This window comes from Nakamurella alba (genome assembly GCF_009707545.1).
Classification (GTDB): Bacteria; Actinomycetota; Actinomycetes; order Mycobacteriales; family Nakamurellaceae; genus Nakamurella; species Nakamurella alba.
The window spans coordinates 1-23,187 of record NZ_WLYK01000001.1 but is presented as its reverse complement, the minus strand read 5'-3'; the positions used below and the strand labels follow the sequence as shown (position 1 = coordinate 23,187).

Annotated in this window: 23 protein-coding genes and 1 pseudogene; 11 read left to right on the top strand and 13 right to left on the bottom strand. The window is 70.4% G+C overall.

Translation table 11 applies throughout. From position 1 onward, the window contains the following. The 13 genes from GIS00_RS00125 to GIS00_RS00065 all read right to left on the bottom strand — a co-directional run bounded on the left by GIS00_RS00125 (nt 1) and on the right by GIS00_RS00065 (nt 13,049). Complete coding sequence (locus tag GIS00_RS00125) at nt 1-780, bottom strand: SDR family oxidoreductase (protein WP_154766429.1); 780 nt, start codon at nt 778-780, stop codon at nt 1-3. After that, nucleotides 777-2,180, bottom strand: a complete 1,404-nt coding sequence (hydA, locus tag GIS00_RS00120; RefSeq protein WP_196073038.1) for a dihydropyrimidinase — start codon at nt 2,178-2,180, stop codon at nt 777-779. The genes GIS00_RS00125 and hydA overlap by 4 nt, the downstream gene beginning before the upstream one ends. Next, a complete protein-coding gene (locus tag GIS00_RS00115; RefSeq protein ID WP_196073037.1) occupies nt 2,177-3,100 on the bottom strand; it encodes a dihydrodipicolinate synthase family protein in 924 nt (307 codons plus the stop codon). Before GIS00_RS00115 ends, hydA begins: the two co-directional genes overlap by 4 nt. Further along, nucleotides 3,097-3,816 carry an aspartate/glutamate racemase family protein gene (locus GIS00_RS00110; RefSeq protein ID WP_230312939.1) on the bottom strand — a complete coding sequence of 240 codons (720 nt, stop codon included), beginning with the start codon at nt 3,814-3,816 and terminating at the stop codon, nt 3,097-3,099. Before GIS00_RS00110 ends, GIS00_RS00115 begins: the two co-directional genes overlap by 4 nt. Before the next feature lie 5 nt (nt 3,817-3,821). Then, complete coding sequence (locus GIS00_RS00105; RefSeq protein ID WP_154766425.1) at nt 3,822-4,724, bottom strand: LLM class flavin-dependent oxidoreductase; 903 nt, start codon at nt 4,722-4,724, stop codon at nt 3,822-3,824. A gap of 119 nt (nt 4,725-4,843) precedes the next feature. Next, nucleotides 4,844-5,677, bottom strand: coding sequence for an ABC transporter permease (locus GIS00_RS00100; protein WP_154766424.1), 834 nt, complete (start codon nt 5,675-5,677; stop codon nt 4,844-4,846). Continuing rightward, nucleotides 5,674-6,504: an ABC transporter ATP-binding protein gene (locus GIS00_RS00095; protein WP_322097282.1), complete on the bottom strand. Its 831-nt coding sequence runs from the start codon at nt 6,502-6,504 to the stop codon at nt 5,674-5,676. The genes GIS00_RS00100 and GIS00_RS00095 overlap by 4 nt, the downstream gene beginning before the upstream one ends. After that, nucleotides 6,501-7,643: an ABC transporter substrate-binding protein gene (locus GIS00_RS00090; protein WP_154766423.1), complete on the bottom strand. Its 1,143-nt coding sequence runs from the start codon at nt 7,641-7,643 to the stop codon at nt 6,501-6,503. Before GIS00_RS00090 ends, GIS00_RS00095 begins: the two co-directional genes overlap by 4 nt. Further along, on the bottom strand, nt 7,640-8,794 hold the full coding sequence (locus GIS00_RS00085; RefSeq protein ID WP_154766422.1) for a nitrilase-related carbon-nitrogen hydrolase: 1,155 nt from the start codon (nt 8,792-8,794) through the stop codon (nt 7,640-7,642). Before GIS00_RS00085 ends, GIS00_RS00090 begins: the two co-directional genes overlap by 4 nt. Then, nucleotides 8,791-9,093: a hypothetical protein gene (locus GIS00_RS00080; protein ID WP_154766421.1), complete on the bottom strand. Its 303-nt coding sequence runs from the start codon at nt 9,091-9,093 to the stop codon at nt 8,791-8,793. The genes GIS00_RS00085 and GIS00_RS00080 overlap by 4 nt, the downstream gene beginning before the upstream one ends. Continuing rightward, a complete protein-coding gene (locus GIS00_RS00075; protein ID WP_154766420.1) occupies nt 9,090-10,475 on the bottom strand; it encodes a Rieske 2Fe-2S domain-containing protein in 1,386 nt (461 codons plus the stop codon). Before GIS00_RS00075 ends, GIS00_RS00080 begins: the two co-directional genes overlap by 4 nt. Beyond that, nucleotides 10,472-11,860: a Rieske 2Fe-2S domain-containing protein gene (locus tag GIS00_RS00070; RefSeq protein ID WP_154766419.1), complete on the bottom strand. Its 1,389-nt coding sequence runs from the start codon at nt 11,858-11,860 to the stop codon at nt 10,472-10,474. Before GIS00_RS00070 ends, GIS00_RS00075 begins: the two co-directional genes overlap by 4 nt. Nucleotides 11,861-12,290: 430 nt before the next feature. Then, nucleotides 12,291-13,049, bottom strand: coding sequence for an IclR family transcriptional regulator (locus tag GIS00_RS00065; RefSeq protein WP_196073036.1), 759 nt, complete (start codon nt 13,047-13,049; stop codon nt 12,291-12,293). Nucleotides 13,050-13,154: 105 nt separating this feature from the next. On the opposite strand from GIS00_RS00065, the gene GIS00_RS00055 reads away from it, so the two are divergent. The 11 genes and pseudogenes from GIS00_RS00055 to GIS00_RS29230 form a co-directional block, all read left to right on the top strand. Then, nucleotides 13,155-14,396: a CaiB/BaiF CoA transferase family protein gene (locus GIS00_RS00055; RefSeq protein WP_154766418.1), complete on the top strand. Its 1,242-nt coding sequence runs from the start codon at nt 13,155-13,157 to the stop codon at nt 14,394-14,396. Next, entirely contained in the window at nt 14,393-15,487 is a 1,095-nt protein-coding gene (locus GIS00_RS00050; protein WP_154766417.1) for an ABC transporter ATP-binding protein, read from the top strand. Before GIS00_RS00055 ends, GIS00_RS00050 begins: the two co-directional genes overlap by 4 nt. A gap of 78 nt (nt 15,488-15,565) precedes the next feature. After that, a complete protein-coding gene (locus GIS00_RS00045) occupies nt 15,566-16,642 on the top strand; it encodes an ABC transporter substrate-binding protein (RefSeq protein ID WP_154766416.1) in 1,077 nt (358 codons plus the stop codon). A gap of 113 nt (nt 16,643-16,755) precedes the next feature. Then, nucleotides 16,756-18,384 carry an ABC transporter permease gene (locus GIS00_RS00040; protein ID WP_322097280.1) on the top strand — a complete coding sequence of 543 codons (1,629 nt, stop codon included), beginning with the start codon at nt 16,756-16,758 and terminating at the stop codon, nt 18,382-18,384. A gap of 56 nt (nt 18,385-18,440) precedes the next feature. Beyond that, nucleotides 18,441-19,247 carry an enoyl-CoA hydratase/isomerase family protein gene (locus tag GIS00_RS00035; RefSeq protein WP_154766415.1) on the top strand — a complete coding sequence of 269 codons (807 nt, stop codon included), beginning with the start codon at nt 18,441-18,443 and terminating at the stop codon, nt 19,245-19,247. A gap of 168 nt (nt 19,248-19,415) precedes the next feature. Then, entirely contained in the window at nt 19,416-20,516 is a 1,101-nt protein-coding gene (locus tag GIS00_RS00030) for a mandelate racemase/muconate lactonizing enzyme family protein (RefSeq protein ID WP_322097279.1), read from the top strand. A gap of 32 nt (nt 20,517-20,548) precedes the next feature. Then, nucleotides 20,549-21,205, top strand: a complete 657-nt coding sequence (locus GIS00_RS00025) for a GntR family transcriptional regulator (protein WP_322097278.1) — start codon at nt 20,549-20,551, stop codon at nt 21,203-21,205. Between the two features lie 57 nt (nt 21,206-21,262). Then, a complete protein-coding gene (locus GIS00_RS00020) occupies nt 21,263-21,853 on the top strand; it encodes a sugar O-acetyltransferase (RefSeq protein WP_154766414.1) in 591 nt (196 codons plus the stop codon). Beyond that, nucleotides 21,850-22,419, top strand: a complete 570-nt coding sequence (locus tag GIS00_RS00015; protein WP_154766413.1) for a TetR/AcrR family transcriptional regulator — start codon at nt 21,850-21,852, stop codon at nt 22,417-22,419. The genes GIS00_RS00020 and GIS00_RS00015 overlap by 4 nt, the downstream gene beginning before the upstream one ends. Beyond that, a complete protein-coding gene (locus GIS00_RS00010) occupies nt 22,419-22,817 on the top strand; it encodes a DUF2255 family protein (RefSeq protein WP_154766412.1) in 399 nt (132 codons plus the stop codon). Before GIS00_RS00015 ends, GIS00_RS00010 begins: the two co-directional genes overlap by 1 nt. Nucleotides 22,818-22,874: 57 nt before the next feature. After that, nucleotides 22,875-23,027: pseudogene (locus GIS00_RS29230) on the top strand (putative quinol monooxygenase); the annotation flags it as partial. Nucleotides 23,028-23,187: the final 160 nt, after the last annotated feature.

The window sequence follows — 23,187 nt, the reverse complement described above, 5'->3', positions numbered from 1 at the left end:
TCACACCCCTGTCAGCAGACCGCCGTCGACCGGCAGCGTCGCTCCGCTGACGTACGACGATTCCGGCCCCAGCAGCCAGGCCACCGCGGCGGCGAACTCACCCGGTTCGCCGTACCGACCGAGCGGTATCGCTTGGTGCGAATCGGCGGCCACCTCCTCGGCGGTGCGCCCGCTGCGCTCGGCCCGCACCCGGTCCAGGGTCAGCACCCGGTCGGTCTCGATCCGGCCGGGCACCACGTGGTTCACCCGCACCTGCGGCGCCCACTCCCGGGACAGCACCTTGGCCAGCGTGGCGACCGCCGAACGCAGGCAGGCCGAGATCACCAGATCCGGCGACAGCGCCGGTTCCCGCACCACGGTCGAGGTCGAGAACACCACGGAGGCAGCGGGTTCCAACAACGGTCGACTCTCCCGCGCGAGGGTCACGGCAGGGGTCAGCACCGCGGCGATGCCGTCCGCCCAGTCCTGTGCCGTGCACGCGTCGAACGGCCGCGGCGCCGGGCCGCCGGTGTTGACCAGCACCCCGGACAGCGGGCCGTCGAGCAGACCGGCCGCCCGGGCCGGCCAGCCGGCGGCCGCGTCCGGATCGGTCAGATCGACCACCTCGCCGACCGCTCGCCCACCGCCGGGGATCTCGCCCAGCAGCGCCAGAGCCCCGGCCAGCTTGTAGGCGGACCGGCCGCAGATCGCCACCTCGTCACCGCGGGTCACCAGGGCGCGGGCGACGGCGAGGCCCAGACCGGCGGTGGAGGCACCGAGCAGGTACCGCCGCGGGCTCACGGGCGGACCCCGGCGGGGAGCGCCGGTCGCACCAGGAACTGTCCGCGCCCCTGCGTCAGCCGGTGCCCACCGTCGTCGACGATCACCTCTCCGGCCGACACCACGGTGCGCACCGCACCTTTCATCGCGGTGCCTTCGTAGGCGCTGTGGTCCATGGCGTCGTGCAATCCGTCGGCCGACACCACCCAGCTCGCGGACGGGTCCCAGACCGCCAGGTCCGCATCGGCACCGACCCCCAGGTGCCCCTTGCGCGGCCAGAGCCCCATCGCCTGCGCCGGCGCCGCGCAACACAACCGCACCACGTCGGGCAGCGAGACCCGGCCGCCGCTGAGCGCCTCCGAGACCATCAGCGGCAGCCGGAGTTCCACCCCGGCGATGCCGTTCGCGCACTCCGGGAAGGTGGTGTCGCTGCCCCGCGGCAGCTTCGCGTCCATCCGGTACGGGGCGTGGTCGGAGGCGATCAGATCGATGTCGCCGGCCTGCACCGCCGCCCACAGCGTCGCCCGGTCGGCGGCCCCGCGCAGCGGCGGGCTGCACATCGACCGGACTGCCTCCACCAGGCCGGCGTCCAGCCGGGTCTCGTCCAGGAACAGGTAGTGCGGACAGGTCTCCGCGGTGATCGCCACCCCCCGGTCCCGGGCCTGTCGCAGCGCCCGCAGACCCTCCGGCGACGACAGGTGCACGATGTAGATCGGCATGTCCAGGTATTCGGCGATGGCGGCGATCTCGGCCACGGCGGCGCCTTCGGCGTTCCGGCTGTGCGCCAGCAGGTGGCCGGCCGGAGCGGTGACCCCGTCCGCCACCAGGGTGCCGGTCCGGTATCCGATCATCCCGTGGTGCTCGGCGTGCACCATCACCCGCACCCCGAGATCGCGGGCAGCGGCCAACGCACGCAGCAGGGCGGCATCCGCCAACCGCAACTTCTCGTAGGTCATGAAGACCTTCATCGAAGTGACACCGGCGGTGGCCGCCTCGGCGAGATCGCCTGCGGCATCCGGACGGTCGATGTCGGTGACGATGAGGTGCAGTCCCACGTCGACGGTCGACCGGGACGCCGCAGCCAGCCCGCGGGCCAGCACATCGGCGATCCGCTCACCACGGGCCTGCGCGGCGAACGCCATCACCGTGGTCGTCCCGCCGTGCGCCGCCGACACCGAACCGCTGAGGAAGTCGTCGGCCGTACGGGCCCCCTTCGCCGACACCTGGTCCAGGTGGGTGTGCACGTCCACCCCGCCCGGCAGCACATACGTTCCGGTGGCGTCGATCTCGGTGGCAGCGGCGGGCAGCCCCTCGCCCAGGGCGACGACCGTGCCCCCGCGGATCCCGACGTCCAGACGCTGCTCGCGGTCGGCGTCCACCACCGTCCCGCCGCGCACGACCAGGTCCAGCGGCCCGGTCACGCGGCGCCCACCGGCACCGGTGCGGCTGTCAGCCGTTCCAGCAGCACGTCGAGGTCCTGCTGGTCGGCCGCGGACAGCGGGCGGAGCGGATACCGGCAGGTCGCGCTCGCCAGCGCACCCCGGCGGCGCAGGATCTCCTTGCGCACGGCAAGACCGCCGGCCCACTCGTGCAGGTTCAGCGGCAGGTGCCGGTCGAACAGATCACGCGCCCGGTCCCGTTCGCCGGTCCGCCACCGTTCGTCGACGGTCACCAGCGCGTCCGGGTAGGAGAACCCGGTCATCGCGCCGTCGGCACCGCGGTCCAGCTCCTGCAGCAGGGCCAGCCCGTTGTTGCCGCCGAGGACGGTGACCCGACGCAAACCCTCGGCCTCCGCCTGCCGGACCGCGGTGAGCGCCGCCAGTGAGGGTTCCGGCTCGTGCTTGAGCATCTGCACGGACGGGCAGCTCTCGACAATCCCGCGCCAGGCGGCGAGCGACAGACCGACGCCGCTGGAGCGCGGGAAGTCCTGGACGCAGACCGGGATGCCCGGGCCGAGCGCCTCGCAGACCGCCCGGAAGTAGCCGACGACCGCCGCGTCCCCGCGCAGCCCGGCCAGCGGTTGGACCAGCACCCCGGCAGCGCCCAGGCCGGACGCCGCGCGGGCCAGCGCGACCAGCCGCTGCAGCGAGGCGTCGGAGACCCCGACGATCGCCGGCACCCGGCCGTCCAGCGCCTCCAGGGCAGCCCGGGTCACGGTGACCGACTCGTCGTCGGTCATCCGGTTCGCCTCGCCCATCACGCCGAGCAGGGTGACACCGCTGACACCGCAGCGCAGGTAGAACTCCATCAGCTCACCGATGCCGGGCACGTCGACGGCCCCATCGCGGTCCAGCGGCGTCACCGCCACCACCGTGAGCCCGGCCGTGGGCAGCGCCGTCACTGTTCGTTCCGATCGGCCAGCGACGCCAGGGCCGAGGCCACCGCGGCCCGGCACGGGTCGATCACCGGCACCGACCAGCGGCGCTGCAGCCGGGTGCGCAGGTGACTGAGTCCGGCGCAACCCAGCACGATGACGTCCGCCTCGTGCTCGGACACCAACCGGTCGCCGACCTGTTCCACGTCGAGTGCGGCGGCTTCGTCGGACAGATCGAGCACTCCTCTGCCGACCGCGATGTCGGCGACGATCCGGCGATCCAGGCCGATCCGGCCGAAGTAGCGGCTGTGCCGGCCCACCGACGCCTCCACGCTCGAGATGACACCGACCCGGCGGCCACGAGCGAGGGCGGTCAGCACCGCACTCTCGGCGATGCCGAACACCGGCACCCCGGAGGCGGACCGCAGGGTGTCGATACCCGGGTCGGAGAAGCAGGCGATGACGTACGCGTCGGCCGGATGGGCCAGGGCGGTGGCCAGCAGTGCCGGGACGCAGCCGATCGAGTCCTCGTCGGACTCGATCGCCGCCGGTCCGTCGGGCGAGGTGACCACCTCCACCCGGGTGCCCTTCGGCACTGCGAGATCACTGCTGCCCGCCCGGATCTGGTCGGTGATGGCCGGGGTGCTGTTCGGGTTGATCACCACGATCCGGGTGCCGGGCGCGGCGGTCGTGAGCGCGCCGGCGCCACGCGAGACCTGACCGACGGTGGCGCGCAGCGACATGCCCGTCACGAGGTGGTCCCGGCGAGCACCGGACCGATGGCGGACAGCGTGCCGATCGAATCGGCCAGCCACTCCTGCGAGTGCGGGTCCAGCGCCAGCACGCAGAGTCGGTCGAAGCCCGCTGCGGCAAGACCCTCGACCTTGGCCAGTACGTCGTCCGGGCCGTCGCCGAGGGCCATCGGGTCGTCGGCCGCGACCGGCCGGCCCAGCGTCAGCGTGACCCTTGCGGAGAACGCCAGCTCCCGGCCGTGCGCCGCGGCGACGGTGCGCGCGGTGTCCATGTACTTCTCGATCGTCGCACTGTCCAGCGGTGATCCGGGGTCGTCGAAGATCGGTCCCGGGGGCAGGATCTCGAGCCGGTCGGCGAGCGCCGCGGACCTGCGCAGCAGACCGGGCCGGGCCACCCCGACCACGATCGGGACGGGGTGCGGCGTGGGCTTCCACGGGATGGTGACCTTCGCCAGGTAGTGCTCGCCCTCGAAGTCCACCACGCCGCCGTCGTCGAGCATCCGCCGGCAGATGGTCAGTCCCTCGATGAACCGGTCGACCCGCTCCTTGCCGGTGCCGAGCCGGATCCCGACGGCCTCGTGCTCGGGTTCGTACCATCCGGTCCCGTAGCCGAGCTCCGCGCGGCCGGCGGACAGCCGGTCCAGCGACGAGATCGCCTGCGCCACCTCGACCGGGTGCCGACGGCTGACGTCCAGCACGGTCTGGGTGAGGATCACCCGCTCGGTGACCGCCGCAGCCACACCGAGGGCGACGAAGGGGTGGTCGAAGGTGTTGTCCGGTCCGCCGTCGATCGAGCAGTAGAGGTGGTCGAGCACCCGGACGCCGGCGAACCCGGTGGCCTCGGCCCGCCGGGCGTCTCCGGCGGCGTCGTCGCCCAGGGCTGGCCCGAAGATCTGCATGTGCGAAGTTCCTTTCGAGTGCCGGCACGGCGGCCGCCGGTCCGCACCGTCGAGGCGACGGCACGGACCGGACAGTGGCCGTCGCCGGGGAGTGCAGGCAGTGCCGGAAGTACCGGAGGTCAGTCGATCTGCGAGTCGTGCCAGCGCAGGAAGCGCTTCTCGCTCCAGGTGGCGATCGCGAAGGTGGCCACGCCGAGCAGGGCCGATCCGATGATCGCCACGAACAGGGCCCCGGTGCGCAGGCTGGCCTGCGAGGTCATGATCACGTAGCCGAGACCCCTGGTGGACGAGACGAACTCGCCGACCATCGCGCCGATCACCGCCGCCGGGGCGGCGATCTTCAGCGAACCGAGGAAATGCGGCAGTGCGAACGGGATCCGGGCGCGGAAGAAGACGAACCGGCCCGGCGCGGCAATCACCTTGAGCATGTCCAGCGCGTCCCGGTCGGTGGACCGCAGGCCGATGGCGGTGCTGACGATGATCGGAAAGAACGAGGACAGGAACGCCACCACGACCTTCGGCGTGAACCCGAAGCCGAACCAGATCGACATCAGCGGCGCGATCGCGATGGTCGGAGTCACCTGCAGCAGCACCAGGTACGGCATGGCGATCCGGTCCAGGATCCGGGAGGCGGAGACGGCCAGCGCCACCGCCACCCCGAACACCACGGCGGCGATCAGCCCGAGCACCGCCTCCAACCCGGTCCACAGCGTCGCGTCGATGTAGTACCCCGGGCGGACCAGGAACGTCTCGACGATGTCGCTCGGTGCCGGCGCCACATAGATCGGGATGCCGAAGAGCTGCACCGAGGCCTCCCAGAGGCCGATGATCACGATCAGCACGCCGACCGAGATCGCGCCCTGGACCAGCGCCGGGTTGCGCCGGCGGGCGGAGCCCGACGCCGGGGTGAAGACGGTGGTGGTCGGGTCCGGCAGCACGTCGGTGGTGGTCATGACGCCACCGCCACCGGGTGCTCGTCGTGTGCCTCGCCGCCGTGGTAGAGCAACCGCCGCACCTCGTTCTCCAGCGCCAGGAACTGCTGCGTGCCACGGAGTTCCGGCCGCCGCGGGCGGTCCAGGTCGACCTCGACGATCCCGGTGATCCGGGCCGGCCGGGCCGACATCACCACCACCCGGTCGGCGAGGTAGACCGCCTCCTCCAGGGAGTGGGTCACGAAGAGCACCGCGCTGCCGCTGCTGGACCAGATGTCCAGCAGTTGCGCGTTGAGGTGCTCGCGGGTGATCTCGTCGACGGCGGCGAACGGTTCGTCCATCAGCACCACGTCCGGGGTGAGCATCAGCGACCGGGCCAGGGCCGCACGCTGTTGCATGCCGCCGGAACACTGCCGGGGCAGCGCCCGCTCGAAGCCCTGGAGGCCGACCCGGGCCAACATCTCGTCCGGGGTGACCGCCGGCTCCCGCACCCCGGCGACGGTCAGCGGCAGCTGGACGTTGTCGCGGAGCGAGAGCCAGGGCAGCAGCGCGGGTTTCTGGAACATGAAGGCGACCTGCCGGGCCAGTCTGGCCTTCTCCGGCGAGGTGCCGGCGACGGTCAGATCGCCGGTGGTGTCCTCGGACCGGTGCAGATCGGCGACCGCGCGCAGGAAGGTCGACTTCCCGCACCCGGACGGCCCGATGATCGCGACGAACTCCCCGCGGCGGACGGTCAGGTCCATCCGGTCCACCGCCGGCAGCACGCCCTCCCGGGTGCGGTAGCAGGCGCCGAACCCGTTGGCGCGCACCGCCGATCCGGCCGCAGCGGGGTGCTGCGCCGCGGTCACGGCATGACCGCCGTCGACGGCAGGTACTGGTTCGTGTAGATCTTCGACATCTCCGGGGCGACGTCCATCTGGCCGCTGGCCAGCAAGAGGTCGACGCTGGGCTGCCAGGACGAGTCGTCCATGTAGAGCAGGCCGTTCGTGTCCTGCAGCGTCGAGTGCCAGAAGGCGGTGAGCGCCGGGATCTCCGACTCGGCGGTCTTGCGCTCGTACTCCGGGTAGGTCTCCAGCAGCAGATCCGCGGCCTCGTCCGGGTTCTGGATCGCCCACTGCATGCCCTTGGCGTAGGCGTCGACGAAGCCGGACACCGCCTCCGGGTTCGCCGCGGCGAACTCGGTGTTGGCCATCAGCACCTGGCCGATGGAGTTCACGTCGGCGTTGACCTCGTAGGCCACCGGCTCCTCGCCGTAGTGCTCGGCGACCACCGCGGGCAGCTGGGTGAGGAAGGCCGGGAAGCAGTCCACCTGGCCGGTGTAGAGCGGGGTGATGTCGTCGCCGATGGTGATCTCTTCGATCTCGCCGTCCAGTCCGTACTTGTCCTTCCAGGTGTCCCACACCGCGACGTCCACCACGTTCATCGCGGTCACGCCGATGGGATGACCCTTCAGTGTGGTCGGGTCGTTCGGGTCCAGCCCCTTGCCCGGGGCGCACAGCAGACCTGAGACGTTGCCCGGCTGCACCACGCCGATCGAGACGATGGGCAGGTCCTGCGAGACGCTCTGGATGAGGTCGACGCCCGGGCCGACGGTGATGTCGTGCTGCCCGATGCCGACGTCCTGCAGCTGGTTGACCTCGCCACCGGCGGTGATGTCGACGGAGATGCCGGCCTCGGTGAACCAGCCCTCCTTCTGCGCGGCCAGGATCGGCAGGTCGGCGGCGGTCGGGAAGTAGTCGAAGATCCAGCGGACCTCGGTCAGCTCGGCCGGGGCGGTCGAGCTGTCGGCGGCGGAACTGCTCGCCGCGGAGCCGGCCGTGGAGCTACCGGCCGCGGACGTGGCGGCGGTCGAGGTCGTCGCGGCGGGCTCCTCGCTGCCGCAGGCGGTCAGCAGCAGGCCGGCGGCGAGCACCGGGACCAGGCCGCGGTACGGGCGCAGGGATCTGCGCCGGCCGAAGGCCTTCGGGGTGGTCGGGACGGTCGTCATGGGCGCGTCTCCTCGGCGGAGTAGATCGGGAGACCGACGGCGCGGGGCGCGTGGTCGAGGACGGAGTGCAACGAGCGCAGTGCTTCCCGGGCCGGGCCCTCGATGTCGGGGTACCGGACCAGCGGGAGGTCGAGGAAGGCATTCGGCGGGTAGATGCGGCGACCCGCGTAGGTCGGTGCGACGGTCTCCATCCGCAGCCGGAGCAGCGGGTTGGCCATGCTGATGTCGGCCCGCAGGTCACGCACGGCCTGCACGTCGATCGGGGCGGAGACGTAGCCGGTCTCGTGTGTGTCGAGCAGGTCGACGGTGTTCCCTCGCGGGTCGACGATCCGGCTGCCGCTGCCCACCGGCGCACCGCTCGGCCGGTCGTCGACCGCACCGGCGGACATCGAGGCGGCGGCGTTCACCGACACGATGTACATGCCGTTGGCGGCGGCACCGGCGATCTTGGACGCGTCCTGCGGGGCCGAGCGGACCTCCCAGGTCGGGTGCAGCAGCACCTCGGTGCCGCGCAGCGCCATGGTGCGCAGCACCTCCGGCACCGCGATCTCACCGCACGGGATCATGCCGATGCGGCCCAGTTCGGTGTCGACCACCGGCCACAGCGACTCCCAGCCGCCGTAGCGGGAGAGGTAGTCGTCGTAGATGTCGTGCGGGGAGCACCACATCGCGGTGTGCACGCGCCGGTAGCGCAGGATGATCGAGCCGTCCGGGGCGATCAGGTACGAGGTGTTGAAGAAGCGCTCCGGCCACTCCGGGTCCACCTCGAACTGGTTACCGCCCAGGTAGATCCGGTGCCTGCGGGCGGCTTCCTGCAGCGGCGTGGTGAACCGGCCGGGCACCGGCTCGCAGGCGGCCTCGATCCACTCCGCGACGGTGCCCCCGTTGGGCTGTCCGGTGAACGCGTACTCCGGCAGCAGGATCAGCCGGGTCGACGGGTCGTCCGCCATCGCCCGGTCGATCATCTCCAGGGCGCAGGCCATGTTGGCCGACTTGCGGGCCTCCAGGTCGGCGGCGTCACCGGCATGTGCGGCCGGCCAGAGGATCTCGGTCGGCATCTGCACGCCGACGGCGCGCCAGAGGGCGATACCGGCGGCCGGGGTGCTGGGGGGCAGAGCGCTGGGGGGCAGAGCGCTGGGGGGCGGGGTCAACGGGCACCTCTCAGGTCGGGGGTCTCGCCGATCGCGAGGCTGTTGCGGATCAGCGGCACCAGGTGGTGCAGAGGCCGCCGCGGGGTCGGGGGTTCGTGGCCGCCGTCGAGCAGGTCCAGGGTCATCCGGACGCGGAGCTCGTCGAGCAGGTCCATGGCGACGGTCAGGCGTTCGTGGGCGATCTCGCAGCCGAGCAGTTCCGGGTAGCCCACCCGGAACTGCCAGGTCCCGGTGTGGTCGGCGAACGGTTCCACGGTGAACAGCAGCGGGACGGCGAGATACTCTGCGGCCTCGGTCATCTGCGGCCTGCTCCTTTCTGCCCGGCGCCGGCCGGGACCTGCCCGTCCCGGTACCGCTCGGCCAGCCCGTCACGGAAGTCGGCCGTCCTGTCGTGCTCGAAGAACACCGACGGCACGTCGAACCCGAGACCGGCGGTGCCCACCGTCGGCAGCCCGGCGGCGTGGTCACGGGCCATCCCGAGCAGTGCGGCCCGGACGGCGATCACCGCGTCGTCGGTGCCGACGAGGTTCTCCCTGGTCCGGTCGTAGGCCGTGCCCATGGACGAGGTGATGGCGTCGTCCTGCTCCTGGTTGCCGACCACCCCGGACCACGGTGCACCGAGCGCCTGCCCGGCCCGGTCGATGAGGAAGTCGTTACCGGGATGGCGGCGGGCGCGATAGCTGCCGTCCGGCAGCAGTTCCGGGAAGATCCCGGTGCGGCCCTGCATCATCGCGGCCCGCTCCCCCGCCGTCAGGTCCCGGGTGGGGTGCCACATGAGACCGAAGATCAGGCTGTGGTGGTCGTCCACCGGGACCCAGGCGTGCAGCCCGATGAGGCCGGCCGGGTTGCTGGCCGGGACGACCGTGTACCAGGGCGCCAGCCAGTGGTTGATCCGGACGTACTCGGCGTCCGCACCGGACGGGCGCAGCGCCGCCAGCATCAGCCCGTACTCCGTGGTGTCGGCGACCAACTCCGGGTCGGTCTGCTCCAGCATGATGCCGGTGAGCCGGTCGGCGGCACCGGCGAGCAGGTCCTCCCGGTGCAGGTACGCCACGTGCGCGGAGTCGGTGTCCGCCTCCAGCGCCTGCAGCCAGTGGCACGGTTGCACCCGCTTGGCCGCGTACCGCGCCCCGTCCGGGACGCAGAGGAATCCGAGATCCGGTGGCGGCGGGGCGTTGTCCGGATCACCGAGGAAGACCATCACCAGGCCGCCGGCCTCGTGCACCGCACACGCCCGCTGCCGCAGCGATTCGGTCCCGGCCAGCGCGGGGCAGGTGGGAGCCTGGACGCACCGGCCGTCGACGTCGAAGGTCCACCCGTGGTACACGCACTGCACGACGCCGTCCGCGACCCGGCCCAGGTACAGCGATGCGCCCCGGTGGTTGCAGTGCTCCGCGAGCACACCGACCCGGCCGGAACTGTCACGGAAGGCGACGAAGTCCTCGCCCAGCAGCCTCACCCGGACCGGCGGGGCGTCCGGCCCCGGGATCTCCTCGCTCAGCAGGGCCGGGACCCAGTAGTTCCGCAGCGCCTCGCCCAGCGGTGTGCCGGGACCGACGGCTGCCAGCACCTCGTGCTGTTGCACCGAGAACCGCCGTACACCAGGTGCTCCCGGCACCGGTGCGGGCAGCAGCGGGTCCGTCGACCCGGCGGTGACCGCCGGGTCGATGACCGCTGTCACGGACTCGCCACCGGATCGGCGACCCCGGCCTGCTCACGACTCACCTGGACCTGGACCTCGCGGGAGATCTCCAGCCAGGGCTTCTCGCGGGGGAAGACGGTGTTCGGGATCGCGGTGACGGTGGGGAACGTCGACTGCTGCGGTGGCGCCTCGCCGGTCTCGGCCAGGGCGCGAGCGGTGCGCAGCAGCACCCGGCGGACCATCGCCACCGGCGCGTCGCTGGAGACGAGGCGCTCCTCGCTGCGGTCCAGGATGGATCCCATGCCCTCGGTGCACGCCCGGTCCTGCGCCCAGACACCGACGATGCCGGCGAAGTAGTCGTGGTCGGGATCGGCGTGGTCCAGCCCGTACTCGTTGCTGCGGTTGAGCTTCGGGTACCAGCGGGACTGCGGCTCCTCGGTCCGCTCCAGGTACCCGTCGGGGGCGACGTGGGCGTCCTCGCCGGACAGCAGGTTGGCCATCGTCTGCTCGTCGATCGGCCGGTCCGGGAAGAACCCGACCCGCCAGACGATCGAGGTGTGGTCGTCCATCGGCACCCAGATGTTGCACTGGGCCGGCCGTTCGCAGTCACCGGGCGGACCGGCATAGAACGGCAGGATGAACTGGTTGAAGCGGTAGTACCAGGTGGTCGGCCCGGCCTCGCGGCGCGCCCCGGAGAACATGCCGTACTCGGTGGGCAGCACGGTGATCGTCGGGCGCGGCTCCCGCCGCCAGTAGAAGCGCTCCAGTTCGGAGGTGAGCACACCGTCGACCGCGTCCGGGGCCGGCGGCGGGGACTCGCCCGGCTCGCGGCCGATGAACTCCTTGTACGCGGTCACCGTGCCGTGCAGGAACGAGATGTGCGAAGGGTCGAAATCGCCCTCCAGCACCTGCGTCCAGTTGGCCTCGATCTTCTGCTTGGTGATCAGCCGGTTCTCCGGCGGCAGGCCGACCCAGTCCAGGGGCGGCAGTTCCTCGGGCATGGTGTCGATCGGCCCCATGTAGGTCCACACGATGCCGTTGAACTCCTTGGCGGGGTAGGACTTCGCCTTCACCCGGGACGCGAAGTCCGCCTCCGGTGGCACGTTCGGCATCGCCAGGCACTGGCCGTCGGTGTCGAACTTCCAGCCGTGGTAGATGCAGGTGAGGCCGTCGTCCTCGTTGCGCGCGTAGTAGAGCGGCGCACGGCGGTGCGGACACAGCGCCTCGAGGATGCCGACGACCCCGGAGGTGTTCCGGAAGGCGACGAGATCCTCGCCCAGCAAACGGATCCGGACCGGGCGACCGTCCGGCTCCGGCAGTTCCTCGGACAGCAGCGCGGGGATCCAGTACCTCCGCAGCAGCTCGCCCATGGGTGTCCCCTGGCCCACCCGGGTCAGCATCTCGTTGCGTTCCTTGCTCAACACCGGCGCATCACCTCCACGATCACGGATCTCATGACTGACTCAGATCTCGGTGCTGTCACTGCTCACTCCCGGAGCTGGAACCACCCTGCTGCGAACACTTCTCGCGCAGGGGCGCGCCGGAACGACCACGTCCACGGCATTCCCGGACAGACACGTGCGACGTCGCAGAACCACGTGCGAAGAGTGGCGAACTCTCCGGCGGCGGTTCGGAGAAACAACCCTCGTCGTTCAGCAGGCTGAACGACGTTCTACTGGCTGCACAACAAGTATGTGGACGCCATCCGGCGACTGACAAGGGTGCGCGCTGTTACTGATCGGTTAATCCGAGTGGAACGCGACAGACAGGGCGACTCCGCCGGCCGGGGTCGCAACCGGATGGCTCCACGACCACCCCGAGCAGGGTCCTTCCCGTCGTCACCGATCTCGGTCGTCAGGCGTCTCCGTCGGCGATCACGCCGCCCAGCCGCGCGGTGACGCGATCCGCCGCCGCACGCACCCGTGCGCCGTACGCGGCCCACACCTCCTGCGGCATCCTGGAGGAAGGGGCGGAGATCGACAGCGCAGCGATCGGTTGGCCCGCCGCGTTCCGGATGGCGGCACCGATCGCGGTGACCTCGGCGTGGCGAGTGCCCGCGCCGACGGCGTAGCCGAGTTGCTCCGCTTGGCGGGCGCTCTCGAGTACGGCAGCGAGTTCGGTCGGCGTCTCGGGAGTGACCCCTACGAACGGGCCGTCACCGAGGATGGAACGGACCGCTTCCGGGGGCGTGGCGGACAGGATCGCCAGGCCCGCGGAGGTCGCGTGGATCGGGTAGCGCGTGCCGACGGCGCTGTAGGTCCGCACCGGATTGCCGGACTCCACCTTCTCGACCAGCACCACCCACGGCCCCTCCGCGACCGACAGATGAATGGTCTCGCCGACCGCGTCGCGCAACTCGGCCATGATCGGCGGCGCGATCACCCTGACGTCGGCGCCGGCGGAGAACCGCGCCCCGAGCTCGAGCACCTTGGACGTCAATCGCCACGACGAGGACGAGTCCTGCTCGATCCAGCCGAGCCGGCCCAACTGCAGCAGGGCGCGCTGCACCGTCGACTTGGTGCTGCCCAGTTCCCGGGCCAGGGCACTGACGCCGATCGGCTGGTGGACACCCACGCCCTCCAGAACGGTGAACGCAACCTCGACAGCACTCACGGTCTTGACATCCCCTTCCGCCGTTGGCAAGGTGACTGGCGCCACTTCGTGCCAACATAGCACACATTGTGCCGTATTTCGGCACACGATGACGAGGGAGTCAACATGGAGGTGGATCAACAAGCCAGGGCCCTGTCCGGCATCAGGGTCCTCGACCTGACCCAGGTGATGGCGGGCGCGTACTGCTCCGCGCTGCTGGCGGACATGGGTGCCGATGTCGTGAAGATCGAGCGGCCGGGCGCGGGCGACGACACCCGACGCATGGGCGGGGTCACCGATCCGGAGGCCGCACCCGGATTCATCGCTCTGAACCGCAACAAGCGAGGCCTGGCAGTGGATCTCAAGACGCCGGCCGGGGTGGAGCTGGTACGCAGGCTGGCTGCGGACGCCGACGTCCTGGTGGAGAACTACCGGCCGGGTGCTCTGCAGCGCCTCGGCCTCGGGTTCGACGACCTGGCCTCCATCAACCCGCGGCTCGTGTACTGCTCGATCTCCGGGTTCGGCACGACCGGGCCGTACTCCGACCGTGGCGGGTTCGACCTGGTCGCCCAGGGGATGAGCGGGCTGATGAGCATGACCGGGGAGCCGGACGGCGCTCCGGTCAAGGCCGGCGTTCCGGTGTGCGACCTGAACGCCGGGATCTTCGGTGCCGTCGGTGTTCTCAACGCGCTCATGTACCGGGAGCGGTTCGGGCGTGGCCAGCACGTCGACGTCTCACTGCTCGAGGCGGGTATCGCCACCACGGTCTGGGAGACCGCGAACTGGTTCGCCGCCGGCGACGTCGCGACACCGCTGGGCTCGGCGCACCGGATGTCTGCGCCGTACCAGGCTTTTCCGACAGCTGACGGCTGGCTCACCATCGGTGCCGCGAACCAGCGGACCTGGGAGAAGCTCTGCTCCGCCATCGGCCGGACCGACCTGACCGAAGATCCGCGGTTCGTCGACAACCCCACCCGGTTGCGGAACCGGGAGGCTCTGGCCAAGGAGATCGCCACGACCCTGGCCACGGACACCCGGGCCGGTTGGTCGCAGAAGCTGCACGCCGCGGGCGTGCCCTGCGGACCGATCAACTCCATCGACGAGGTCTACCGCGACGAGCATGTCCTGAGCAGGGAGATGGCGGTCCGGGTCGACCACCCCGGTCTCGGCCCGGTCACCCACATCGGGCAGCCCTACAAGCTGTCCCACTCCCCCTCCCGCATCACCCGCACCGCACCGCTGCTCGGCGAGCACTCGACCGAGGTGCTGGCCGAAAGCGGTTGGAGCGACGAGGAGATCGAGCACCTCCTGGACGCAGGAGTCATCACCGTGCCCCATCGAGCCCCGGAAGGCAGCGCAGCGACATGAGTCATCTCGTCCTGGACCGGATCGTCAAGAAGTACGGTGCGGTGACCGTCGTCGACGGCATCGACCTGTCCGTTCCCGAGGGCGAGTCCCTCGTCCTGCTCGGCCCCAGCGGGTGTGGCAAGACCACCTGCCTGCGGATGATCGCCGGCTTCGAGCGCCCGGACGCCGGGTCGATCACCCTCGGCGACCGGACCCTGGTGTCCGACCGGACCTACGTCCCGGCCGAGAAACGCGGTATGGCCGTGGTGTTCCAGAACTACGCGCTGTGGCCGCACATGACTGTCTTCGACAACGTGGCCTACGGCCCGCGGACGGCCAAGGCCGACAAGAAGGATGTCCGGCGGCGGGTCGGCCAGGCGCTGGACCTGGTCCAGCTCGGCGCCCTGTCCGACCGCTACATCCACCAGCTCTCCGGCGGCCAGCAGCAGCGCATCGCGTTGGCCCGGGCGATGGTCAACGACCCGGCGTTGTTGCTGCTCGACGAGCCGCTGTCCAACCTGGACACCCGGCTCCGCGAGGAGATGCGAATCGAGATCAAGCGCATCCAGCGCAGTCTCGGCGTGACGATGGTCTACGTCACGCACGACCAGGCCGAGGCGCTCTCGCTCGCCGACCGGCTCGTGGTGATGAACGCGGGCACCGTCGGCCAGACCGGCAGCCCGGAGGACATCTACCGGCATCCGCGGACCAGCTACGTCGCCCGGGCGCTCGGCACCACGAACATCGTCCGCGCCGTGCTCGGCGACACCAGGGACACCGGGATCGCGGACGTCGTGCTGGAGGGTGGCGGGACGTACGCCGCCGCAGTACCCACCGGCGCTCCGAACACCGGTAGCCCTGTGGCACTCTCACTGCGGCCCAATGATGTCCGCCTGTCCGTTGCGACCCACGAGCAGGCCGGGAAGGCCGAGGGCAAGGTCGTCGAGGCCATGTTCTTCGGCGACAGCATCATCTACCTGGTCGACCTACCCGGCCAGGAAGAGCTGATCAAAGCCACCACCGCACCAACCGTCCGGTTCGGCATCGGCGACACCGTCGCCCTCGACATCGCACCGTCATCGATCACCGTGCTGGTCGACGAGCAGCTCTGAGCACACCACGCGGGCCCGGCGACAGCTGCCGGACCGCACCACTTCCGATCGTACCGCCATTGACTCAAGGGAGATTCGATGCGACGCAACATGATCCACCAGTCCCTGTTGGGAACCGCCCTCACCGTGGGTGCTCTGATGCTGACCGCCTGTGGTGGCGGATCAGCGGCGCAGACCCCGGCGGCCGACCTGGCACCCATCGCCGGGATCTCCGACGAACTGGTCACCGCCGCCCGCCAGGAAGGGTCCGTGACCATCTACGCCGGCGGCCACAGCCGTGACCAGATCGAGCTTTTGAAGTCGATGTTCGAGGCCCGCTACGGCATCACCGTCACCTACCGCCGCGACGACACCTCCGCCACGGTCAACGCCATCGAGGCGGAGAAGGCGAGCGGGACCATCAACGCCGACGTCGTCAGTCTGGCCGATCCGATCCGGATGCAGCAGTGGGCGGACGAGAAGCTGATCACCGCTGCCGATCCGATCAACCAGGACCGGCTGATCGACGGGATCCACCAGGACGGCACCCCGCAGGTACCGTTCGTCCAGGTCCCGCTGGGCATCATGTACAACACGGCGAACACCCAGGAGTCGGAGCTCCCGGCCACCTGGGCCGACGTCACCGCCCTGGCCCCGAAGTCGGTGATCACCGCCGATCCGAACGCCTCCGGCACCGCGTTGTCCTTCTACGTCACCGTCAGTGCGGCGCTCGGCAGCGACTGGATCGGGCAGCTGCAGTCCGCACAGCCGATCGTCACCGAGAGCACCCTGGGCCTGTCGCAGATGGTGCTCACCGGCGAGACCACCTTCGGCATTCCCGCCAACGAGACCACCGTCCTCGCAGCTGCGAAGGGCGGGGAGCCGCTGGCCATCCACTACCCCTCCGACGGGGTGCCGATCGCGTTCTGGGAGGTGGCTTCGATCGCGGATGCTCCGCACCCGAATGCCGGACGACTCCTGGTGGACTACCAGCTCAGCGACGAGTTCCAGCAGGCCCTCGTCGATGCCAGCAACCGCAGTGTCCTGCAGGGCATGCCCGCACCGGAGGGTGCTCCCGACCTCTCCGGCGTCGAGCAACTGCCTGTCTCCGTCGAGGATCTCGCCGCCGATGGTGCCGACGTCCGCGCCGAGTTCGCCGCGAAGATCGGGGCCTGACGATGTCGACCGGCACGGTGACCGGACCGGGCGCGCCACCCGACCGGAACCTGGCGCACAGTGGTCTGCGGCGGCGGAACCATGTCAGCAGGTTCGAGCGGACGATCCGCCTCGTGTGGATCGCGGTCGTGCTGCTGCTCGTGGGCTACCCGCTGTACCAGATCGTGGCGCGCAGTCTCGTCGAGCCGGGCGGCTCGGTGGGTCTCGGCAACTACGGCCTGCTGGGTTCGGAGCCGCAACTCCTGCAGGCGACCCTCAACTCCCTGTGGATCGCCGGCGGTACCGCGGCCGGTGCCCTGCTGATCGCCCTGCCGATGGCGTGGATCCTGTCCCGCACCGACATGCCGCTCCGCGGGATGTTCAGAGGAGCAGCGGTGCTGACGTTCTCGGCGCCGAGCTTCATCGCCGCCCTCGGCTGGGTGCTGCTGTTGGGGCCCAACAACGGCGCACTGAACAACCTGCTGATGTCGGTGTTCGGCCTGGAGACGGCACCGTTCGACATCTTCAGCCCCTGGGGCATCATCTTCGTCCTGTCGCTGTTCACCTACCCGCTCATCCTGTTGCCGGTGACCGCCGCGCTGGACGGCATCGAGCCCTCGCTCGAGCAGGCCGCCGCCGGCTTGGGGGCTTCCCGCTTCCGGGTGCTGCGCACCGTGACGTTCCCGGTGATCGCGCCGTCGGTCATCGCCGGCACCATCCTGGTGTTCGTCACTTCGGTCGTGATCTTCGGCCCCGCCGCCATCCTCGGTGCGCCGACCAATTTTCAGACCATCCCCACGGTGCTGTTCTCACTGTTGAAGTTCCCGCCGCGGATCGAAGCCGCCGCCGTGGTGGCCGTCCCGATCATGGTGATGATCGCCGCACTGCTCTACGTCCGGTCGAAGTTCCTGCGCGGCCGCCGGTTCACCGTGATCGGCGGCAAACCCGGCCGCCGCGGCCAGATCCGGCTCGGATGGTTCCGCCCTGTCGCCCTGCTGTTCTGCACCGGGGTACTGCTGCTCTCGCTCGTGCTCCCGTTCGGGATGCTCGCCCTGACCTCCTTCCGCAAGTCCATCGGCCGGCCGATCGGCGGCGACAACTGGGTGCTGTGGGACAACTACGACAAGGTCCTGGCCCAACCGCAGTTCCTCTCCGCCATGGGGAACAGCTTCCTGCTCGCCGCCACTGCGACGATCGCCGCGCTGGCCATCGCGGTCATGGCCTCCTGGCTCCGGCAACGCACGACCTCCAAGGCCAACTCGATCATCCCGGCGTTCATGTCGGCGCCGCTCGCACTGCCCGGGGCCATCCTCGGCATCGGCATGATCATCAGCTTCGCCGGGCAGCCGTTCGGCCTCGGCGGGACCGTCTTCATCCTGTTCATCGCCTACACCGCGCACGCACTGCCCACCTGCTTCCAGTACGTCAACGCCGGAATGGGACAAGTGGGCGGCGAGGTCGAGGAAGCCTCCCGGAGTCTCGGCGGATCCTGGCTCCGCACCTGGCGGCGCATCACCATCCCGCTGCTCACCCCGTCGCTGATCGCGGCCGGCATGCTCAACTTCGTCATCCTGCTCCGCGAACTCGAGATGTCGGTCTTCCTCTACACCGGTGCAAATCCGACGCTGGCCACCGTCCTGTTCGACCTGGCCAACGACTCGCTCTACCAGCAGGTCGGCGCCCTGTCCGTCCTCGTCCTGCTCGTCAACGTCGTCGTCACCCTGGCCATGCTCCGGCTGAGCCGCCCGAAAGCCACCGGCTGATCCTCCGACACCTACTCCTCCACATTCGAATTCACCGACCGAAAGGGATCAACTGCATGTCCATCGACACCGCTGCGACCACCGACGAACTCGACACCGGCCGGGTGGTCACCCTGCGCCGCGAGGAGCCGGGGATCGCCGTCATCACCATCGACGCGCCGCCCGCCAACGTCCTGACCATCCAGGCACGTCGCGAGATCGGCGAGATCTTCGACCTGCTCGACGCTGACGACTCCGTGCGGGCGGTGCTGATCACCAGCGCCATCAAGGTCTTCACCGCCGGCGGTGACCTCCGCGAGGACCAGAACCTCGATGCCGCCGACGCGCGCGCCTACATCGACGGCTGGTTGGGCCTCTGCGAGCGCATCGCCGAGTACCGGGCACCGGTGATCGCTGCGATCAACGGAGGTGCCCTCGGCGGCGGCCTCGAGTTCGTCCTCTCCTGCGACATCCGGATCGCCTCCACCGACGCCTTTTTCGTCGCGGCCGGGGTGAACGTCGGTCTCATCGTGAACTTCTGGCGGCTGCCCCGCCTGATCGGGCTCGGGCCCGCCAAGGAGATCCTGCTGACCGGATCGAGGATCAGCGCCGAGCAGGCCTACAACTGGGGGCTGGTCACCGAACTGCACGCGCCGGAGGACCTGTACGAGGCCGGTCTGGCCAAGGCTCGCCGCATCGCCACCCGGGCACCGCTGTCGGTCGAGGCGACCAAGTACTCCGCCAACCGCACCATGGACCTGTCCGCCGAGCAGAGTGACGAGTTCCAGCGGCAGCAGTTCGTCAAGATGTTCCTCACCGAGGACCACCAGGAGGCACTGCGCGCCTTCTTCGGCAAGCGGGACGGTGACTACCACCGCCGCTGAGATCCGAACAGCCCTCGTCTCGACCGGACGCCCGCCACGACCGCCGTAGGGGGCGTCCGTCGTCCCCACCCCCACCATGGCCGTCCTGCCGAGTTGTCGGTAACGTGTTACCTACAACCGGCCGTGGCGACACAGCGCGGCCCTCGCGACCGCCCGGAGGACTGCACAGTGAAGATCACCGCCGTCGATTGCTTCGGATACCGACTCGGCTACGCCCACGGCGAGTACGTGATGTCCGGCGGGCGGGCCGCGGTGGAGCAGACCGGCACCATCGTGCGGCTACGGACCGACGAGGGCCTGGAGGGCTGGGGCGAGGTGACACCGCTCGGCGCCACCTACCTGCCGGCCTTCACCGACGGGATCCGGGCGGCGATCGGCCTGCTGGCCCCGCACCTGATCGGCGCCGACCCGACCAACATCTCCGGCATCAATCGGATGATGGACGCGGTGCTGCTCGGCCAGGGCTTCGCCAAGAGCCCGATCGACATCGCCTGCTGGGACCTGCTCGGCCGGTCCGTCGGCCGCCCGGTCGCAGATCTGCTGGGAGGCGTGCTGCAGCCGGACTTCCCGCTGTACGAGGCGGTCCCGCTCGGCACCCCGGACTCCATGGCCGACTTCGTTGCCAGGCGACAAGCGGCCGGCATCAACAGGTTCCAGCTGAAGGTCGGCAACGACCCGCTGGAGGACGCCGCCCGCACCCGGGCCGCCGTCGAAGCAGCCGATCCACGGACGATCGTCATCGCCGACTCCAACGGCGGCTGGAACCTGCTGGACGCCCGCCGGGCCTACCGGGCGATGGCCGACCTGCCGGTGTACGTCGAGCAGCCGTGCCGGACGACCGAGGACTGCGCGCTCGCAGCCGCCGGGTCGTCCCTGCCCCTGGTGCTGGACGAGTCGGTCTGCGTCCCGGAGGACATCTTCCGCGCCAAGCAGGCCGGTGCGTCGTCCGTCAACCTGAAGATCAGCCGGGTCGGCGGGTTGACCGCCGCGGCCCGGGCCCGCGACCTCATGCAGTCGCTGAACTTGATGGTCTCGATCGAGGACACCTGGGGCGGCGACATCGTCTCGGCGGCGGTCAGTCACATCGCCGCCAGCACCCGGCCGGAGAGCCTGCTCATGACCTCCTTCTTCAACGACTGGACCGACGGGCACGTCGCCGGGTACCTGCCGCGGTCCGTGGACGGCCGCGGATCGGCGCCGACCGGTCCCGGGTTGGGCATCGACGTCGACACCACCGCTTTCCCGCCGGCCCTGTTCACGATCGCCTGATCCGTCACCCGCCCGCGACACAGGAGACCACCGTGGACCCGCAGCCCGGCCATCTCCGGACGATCGGCCTGCGCGAGCAGGCGATCGCCCGGCTCCGGCACGACCTCGTCACCGGCCGGCTCGAGCCGGACCGCATCTACTCGGCCTCGGCGATCGCCGTCGAGATGGGCGTGTCGAACAGCCCCGTGCGGGAGGCGCTGCTGGCACTGGTCAGCGAGGGCCTGCTGGAGCCGGTCCGCAACCGCGGTTACCGCATCGCACCGCAGACACAGAAGGACCAGCACGACATCTACGAGCTGCGACTGGATCTCGAGGTCCCAGCCATGCACCGGGTGGCGGTCGGCGGGCTGATCGCCGGCCGGGAGCAGGAGTTCCGGGCGCTGGCCGCCGACATCGTCGCCTTCGAGGCGCAGGGCGACCTGGTGACCTACCTGGAGGTGGACCGCCGGTTCCACCTCGGGCTGCTCGAGCTGCTCGGCAACAAACACCTGGTCAACCTGGTGGCGAACCTGCGGGACCGCACCCGGCAGTACGGGATCCGGTCGCTGTCCGCCCGCGGCATGCTCAGCGCTTCCGCGGCCGAGCACCTCCCGCTCTGCGAGGCCGTCGTCGCGGGCGACGGTCCGCTCGCCGAACTCCTGATGCACCAGCACCTGCAGCACATCATCGGGGACTGGCACGGGACCTGAGCCGCCCACCCCTTCACAGCCGGGCACGACGTTCCCGCGGAGTGTACGGTCGTACACATGACGCAGGACTTCTTCGCCGGCGACACCAGGACCAACCGCGAGCGGATGCTGGCCGGGGACCTCTACCTCGGCGGGGAGGATCCGGAGAGCGCCCGTCTCGCGCAGCGGGCGGTGCAGCTCGCCGACGCCTACCACCGGGCGGCCGTGGCCGACGAGGCCGTGGCCAGACCGCTGCTCGAAGCCCTGGTCGGCACGCTCGGCGCCGGCGCGTTCGTCAAGCCACCGCTGTTCGTGGACTACGGCGAGAACATCCACATCGGCCCCGGCACGTTCATCAACTACAACCTCACCGCCCTGGACGTCGCCACCATCACCATCGGCGCCCACTGCCAGATCGGGCCGTCGGTGCAGCTGCTGACCCCGACGCACCCGATCGACCCGGCACCGCGGCGCGCCCACCTGGAAGCAGCCCTGCCGATCGTGATCGGCGACAACGTCTGGCTGGGCGGCGGTGTCATCGTCTGCCCGGGCGTCACCATCGGCGACAACAGCGTCATCGGGGCCGGATCGGTCGTCACCCGGGACATCCCCGCCGACGTGGTGGCGATGGGCAGCCCGGCGCGGGTCATCCGGTCCGTCAACGGATGACTGCCCAGCCGGCCACCGGTGCGCGGCGCGTCGACCCGGACCGTCGGGACCGCATCGTGCAGGCCTGCCTGGAAGTGATCGCAGCGGACGGCGTGGCCGGGACCTCGCACCGCAAGGTCGCGGCGCTGGCCGGGGTACCGCTGGGATCGATGACCTATCACTTCTTCGGCATGGAAGACCTGCTGCGCCAGGCGTTCTCCCGGTTCGCCGACGAGCAGGCGGACCGCTTCGAGCAGCGGATGACCGGTGCCGGCACCCGGGCGGAAGCCGCCACGGCGGTGATCGGGATGTTGAACGACCCGGTCGGATCCGACGAACTGGTACTCACCCAGGAGCTGTACACCCTTGCGGCGCGACAACCGGTGTTCCGCGCGATCACCCACGCCTGGATGGGCCGGAGCCGCGCGGCGCTGGAGAGACATGTCGATGCGCGGACGGCCAGGCTGCTCGACGCACTGATCGAGGGCCTGACCCTGCACCGGGCGCTCGACACCGAGCCCGCCGATCCGACCGTCGCCGCCGACGCCGTACGGCGCATCATCTCCGGGGAACAGGAGGGTCGGTGATGGCCTCGAACTGGACCGCCGATCAACTGACCCGCATCGCCGACGACGACGAGCTGCGGATCCGACCGCTCCGCGCCGATGGCACCCCGGGACGGCAGGTGATCATCTGGGCGGTGGTCGCCGGTGGCGAGGTGTACGTCCGGACCTGGCAGCGACGCGACACCGGTTGGTACGGCCGGGTCGTCGCATCCGGACGTGCGACGGTCGACCTGCCTGACGGTGAGATCGACGTGACTGTCGAGGATGTCGGCGGGGCCGGGCGCGGGCTGGTGGACGACGCCTACCGCAGCAAGTACCACCGCTACGGGACCGGCACTGTCGATCGGATGGTCGGCGACGACGCCGCGGACTCCACCCTGCGACTCCTACCGACGCCGCCACGGGAGGCAGGTGCTTGAGAACGGCGGTACGGTCCGTCCATGCTGATCATCGCCGGGCACTAACGGGTCGAGCCGTCCGCACGCGACGCCTACGTCGCCGCCTTCCAGGACCTGGTCCGTCGCGCAAGGGCCGCGCCAGGCTGCCTGGATGTTGCCATCACGGCCGACCCGCTGGACCCCGCCAGGGTCAACAACTACGAGCGCTGGGAAGGCGAGGACTCGCTGGCGGCGTTCCGGGCCGTGGCCGATCCGCCGGAGACCGGGGTCGAGATGCAGGACCTGCAGATGTCGAAGTTCCACATCGACCGGGAGTCCGACCCCTTCGACTGATATGTGAGCAACTTTGTCAACTGGGCGCGGTGAAGCGGGGCCCTTCCTGGCCGGGGAG